Below are 5,657 nucleotides of genomic sequence, written 5' to 3'. Positions count from 1 at the left end.
GTATTCGATATTGCCATCCGGCAGCCAGCGGCCGAGATCGCCGGTTTTATACAGCCGGGCACCCGATACGGCTGAGAACGGGTCGGGAATAAAGCGTTCCGCTGTCAATTCTGGGCGGTTAAGGTAGCCGCGGGCCACACCAGTGCCGCCGATATAGATCTCACCGATAATGCCGAGAGGCGCGGGTTCACCCTGTGCATCCAGAATATAGATCTGGGTGTTGGCGATTGGCTGACCGATGCTAGGCTGCGACAGTAATAAATCAACCGGACAGATACTGGCATCTACCGTACATTCTGTTGGTCCGTAGACATTGATAAAACGGGTGGTTTTTATATGTTGCAATTTGGACCACACTAAAGGAGGAATGCTTTCACCCCCGATCAATGCCAGCTTGGGTTGATAACCGGAGGTTGTTCCCAAACCTGCTTCTAGTAACCATTGCAATTGGATCGGTGTGCAGTCAAACATGTCCACAGCATGGCGTGCAAAATAGCGCCAAAGTGTCTGACCATCGGTACGAAGGGCTTCAGGGACGATGACCAATGTATGACCAGAAAGCAACTGGAGCCAACTTTTCACCGATGCGTCGAATACGATACTGGCATTCATTGCTATGCGGCATGGTTGCTTGAGGGCAAATGCTATATTTAATCCTGTGTAAAGATTGATGACATTCCTGTGTTCCACCATTACCCCTTTGGGCTGACCAGTGGAGCCGGAGGTATAAATCACATAGGCCAGATGGCGTGAAGTTAGCCCCAGCGTCTGAATATCAAGATTGTTTTCCTGTTTCTCATCAAAGATAGATGGCAACTGGGCATCAAGTAATATGCTGGGGAGGTTGCTGTCCAGCATGTCAACCAGTGTGGATTGAGTGAGCAGGGCCACTGGTGCAGCATCTTCCAGCATATAAGCCAACCGTTCAGCTGGATAAGCCGGGTCCAGTGGGACATAGGTGCCGCCAGCCTTGAGAATAGCCAGTAGCCCCACCATCATCTCCAGACTGCGTTCAACACAGATAGCCACCCGATCATCCGGGCGTACACCTATAGCAAGCAGATGATGAGCCAGGCGATTGGCACGGCGATTCAGTTCACTGTAAGTGAGAGACTGCTCTTCGAATACCACTGCGATAGCGTTAGGAATGCACGCCACTTGTTGTTCAAACAGTTCATGGATCAGAGCTTCCCGTGGGAAGTCAGTCTCTGTGTCATTGAAATCCACCAGTAACTGCCTGCGCTCAGCAGCAGGCAGGATCGATAGATTCAAAGCAGGTCGCTGGGGTTCATTCGTCAGGGCTTCAACCAGACCACCGATGGCTGTGGCCAGATAATCCGCTACCCGGGTGGGATCGACAGTTGCGACAGTTTTGACTACCAGATTGAAATCTTCCCCAAAGTCATCGACCGAGAGGGTCAGCGGGTAGTTAGTGCGCTCCTCCGCCGCCAACAGGCGCATGCCGTCCCAAATTGTATCGCCTGCATCTGGCTGGCTATGGCGGTAATTGAGTAAGGCGCTGAACAATGGCATCGGCGGCATCACATTGCTGCAACGTTGGGCTAATGTCAAAGGCGCCTGCTCATGTTCAAGCAGTTCTGTCAAGTCATGGTAGGTGGCCTGCACCACTTCCAGCACGCTGCGACCAGCAAGGGATACTCGCACTGGCAGGGTATTGATAAACATTCCCATCACCCGATCTGCACCGGCAGAGCCTTGCAGACGACCCAGCAGCACGGAACCAAAGACTACATCATCACGGCCGCTGGTCTGCGCCAGCACCTGTGCCCAGGCAACATGGAACAGTACACCGGGGGTGATACCTAAACGGCGGGACTGACTGCGGATTGCTTGTGCCAGTGTGTTATCTAGAGGAAGATGCGTTTCAGTTATGCCTTCACCATCGCCCTGTACATTAAGCAAGCCGAATGGGGCTGTTGGTGTGTCGACGTCTGCGAATCGGGCACGGAAGTAGTCTTCATGTACCGAAAGCGGCACGCTCAAAGTCTGGGCAATAAAGTTGCGGTAAGGTAACGGGGTTGGCAAGATTTCTGCTTGTCCCTGCAACAACAAGCGGACTTCGTCAGAGATAAGCTCCATCGTTATATGGTCGCCTATCAAATGATGGAAATTTAGGGCCAATAGCCACTCATTGCTGACCGGATCAAGAGCAATATCGGCGGTGAACAGTGGTGCCTGACTCAAGTTAAGCCGATACAGGTTGGTGTGCGCTTGTAACTGAGCCAATACATTGCCCTCTAACACATTGTCTGATGAGGTCGGGACAAAGGTAGTGACTGGCAACGGTGCCTGACGCCAGACCACTTGCACAGGCTGCGTCAGTCCTTGCCAACAGACGGCAGTGCGCAAGATATCGTGGCGGTTAATCACTTGTTGCAAGGCATCAAGGAAAGCGTCGAGACGCACACGGCTATCAAAAGCAATCAGGCTAGTTAACAAGTAGACATCACCTTGTTCCTGTAGCTGGTGATGGAACAGAATACCTTCCTGTAACGGAGCAAGCGGGTAGATATCCTGCACATTGGTGGCGCCGCCAACCACAGTCTTGACAACCGTGTCGATTTCCGCCTGAGATAATGCTACCAGCGGCAGCATGTCTGGCGTAATGGCGTCACAATCAGTACTAATGAGGTTGGGTGGTACATTCAGTGCGGTATTTCCAGCTGCTTCTGTTGTCAAGCGAGCAGCCATCGCTGTCAGGGTCGGTGATGCGAAGACAGCGCTAACATCAAGGGTCAGATCACGTTGGCGTAGCTGTTCAATCAGGCTGACGACCAGCAGTGAATGTCCCCCCAGCTCAAAGAAATTGTCGTGACGTCCAACCTGCTCCAGCCCCAGTAAAGTTTGCCAGATAGCTGCCAGTTGCTGTTCCATTTCACCCTGAGGTGCCTGATATTCGCGGGTGGCAATGGCGGTCTGGTCAGGTGCCGGCAGTGCCTGGCGATCCAGTTTTCCGTTCGGAGTCAGCGGGAAGGTTTCCAGCATCACAAAGGCGCTGGGGAGCATATAATCCGCCAGGCGGGTACTCAGCTGTTCGCGCAGGTTGATGGCATCCAGCGTGATGTCAGGCTGTGGCACGAGATACGCGACCAAATGTTTTTCGCCATTATCTTCTTCACGTGCGATAACTACAGCATCCTTAACACCCGCGCAACCGGCCAATTGTGTCTCTATTTCCCCCAGTTCAATGCGGAATCCACGGATCTTGACCTGGAAGTCATTGCGGCCGAGATAGACGATCGTACCATTTGACTGCCAGCACCCCAGATCGCCGGTCTTATACATTCTGGCATTCGGTTGAGAACTGAATGGGTCGGAAACAAAACGTTCAGCGGTAAGCTCAGGACGGTTCAGATAGCCACGGGCAACCCCCGCACCGGCAATATAGATTTCTCCAGTGACACCGAGCGGTACAGGTTGTCCCTGTGTATCGAGAATATAAATGCGGGTATTGGTAATCGGGCGGCCAATCGATAGTGTTTCTGTTGCGTCCAGTACCTCGCCGCCTTCCAATGCCAGCGAGGTGGTGATGACGGTAGTTTCGGTTGGCCCGTAAGTATCGATCCAGCGGCAGTGCTGAGTTTCAGGCATGGATTGCCAGTCGATGAGATGACGGTATTCGGCTTTCTCACCGCCGACCGTGATTGAACGCAGAGAAGGACTGAAATCACAGCGACCGGCTTTCATTTCCTGTACCCACTGGTGCCAAAAGGCAGTCGGTAGATCTACCACGCTGATGGCCTGTTCTTGCAGGAAATGGCTAAAGACGGTGTCTGGTATCCGAATATGCGCTGGGCGCAGAATTAAGGTGGCACCGACAGTCAGTGTTGGGAAAATTTCAGACACGGCCGTATCAAAGGCAATCGTGGCAAATTGCAGGATACGATCAGTGGATTTGAGTTCACTGATCTGGCATTGGGCATGAGTGAAGTTCACCACGTTACGGTGTTCGATCATCACGCCTTTAGGCAGCCCAGTGGAGCCAGAAGTATAGATAACATAAGCCAAATGGTGCGCATGTAATCCCAATTGTGCCGGATCAGGATTGGCAACAGATTGTTGAGCAACCGTGTTCAAGAATTTGACATTGTCCAGTAACCAGACAGGGATATCGGCTATCGGTAAATGCGTCTGTAAATGCTGCTGGGTGAGTAGTAATTTTGGTGTACTGTCAGATAAGACATGCGTCAGCCGCTCGCTAGGGTATGCGGGATCGAGCGGAACATAACCCGCCCCGGCTTTTAATATACCTAGTATGCCAATCACCATATCCAGACTGCGTTCGACACAAATTGCAACGCGATCATCGGAACGCACACCAAACTCAATCAGGGCGTGGGCCAGTTGGTTAGCGCGCTGGTTCAGTTCGGCATAACTCAGTGACAGACCTTCAAATACCACGGCAATGGCATCAGGGGTACGTTTAACCTGTTGTTCGAACAGTTCATGGATCAGGGCCGCTTGTGGGAAGTCCGCTTGTGTGGCATTGAAATCGACCAAAAGCTGCTGACGTTCAGCGGCAGGCAGGATCGGCAGGCTCAGAATAGGCTGTTGTGGCTCGGTTTTCAGAGCTTCAATCAGGCCGCTGATGGTTGTAGCCAAATAATCCACCACTCGGACGGGATCAACGCCTGCAACGCTCTGGGTTATCAAATTGAAATCCTCCCCCAGATCATCCACCGAGAGGGTCAACGGATAGTTAGTACGTTCTTCTGTGGTCAATATACGCATACCGTCCCAAACCTTATTAGCCGTACCCGGCTGGCTATGGCGGTAGTTAAGCAGGGCGCTAAAGAGCGGTAGCGGTGGGTTCACGCCGCTACAGCCCTGTGCCAGCGTCAGGGGGGCCTGTTCATGCTCCAGCAGCGCGGTCAGATCGCGGTAGGTGGCGCGCACGACTTCCAGTACACTGCGATTAGCCAGGGATACCCGCATTGGCAGAGTATTGATAAACATCCCCATCACCTGATCGGCACCGGCTGAGCCTTGCAGACGGCCAAGCAGCACAGTCCCGAAGACTACGTCGTCACGGCCGCTGGTTTGTGCCAGCACCTGGGCCCAGGCGACATGGAATAAAACACTCGGGCTGATACCCAGACGGCGGGCCTGCATGCGTATTGCTTGCGCTAGTGTGGTATCCAATAGCAAACGGGCTTCAATCATATCCTCGCCGTTACCCTGTACATTAAGCAAGCCAAAGGGGGCGGTTGGGGCATCGACATCAGCGAGTCGGGCGCGGAAATAGTTCTCATGCACGGAGGCTGGCACGCTCAGGATTTGAGCGATAAAGTCGCGGTAAGGTAGTGTAGCAGGTAGAGCTTCTGTCTGCCCCTGCAACAGCAAACGAACCTCGGCGACGATAAGCTCCAGCGTCATATGATCGCCAATCAGATGATGGAAGTTCAGGGCTAACAGCCATTCACTGCTGGCAGGATCTTGAACAATATTGGTGGTAATTAATGGGGCTTGACTCAAATCAATATGACACCGACTAGGATCGGTGTGCGCCTGCAATTGGGCCGGCACATTTTCTGCGGAAGCAGGCACAAAAGTGGTCACTGACAATGGCGCCTGACGCCAGACCACCTGCACGGGCTGCGTCAATCCCTGCCAGCAGACGGCGGTACGCAGGATAT

General features: G+C 53.0%; 1 protein-coding gene. It reads right to left on the bottom strand.

The features are described from left to right. Positions 1-5,657: non-ribosomal peptide synthetase (locus tag H8A87_RS19375; RefSeq protein ID WP_198691514.1), on the bottom strand; the 5,657-nt coding region annotated here is incomplete at both ends.

It is taken from the genome of Xenorhabdus lircayensis, assembly GCF_016306625.1.
GTDB lineage: Bacteria > Pseudomonadota > Gammaproteobacteria > Enterobacterales > Enterobacteriaceae > Xenorhabdus > Xenorhabdus lircayensis.
This window is presented reverse-complemented; position numbering and strand designations above follow the sequence as displayed.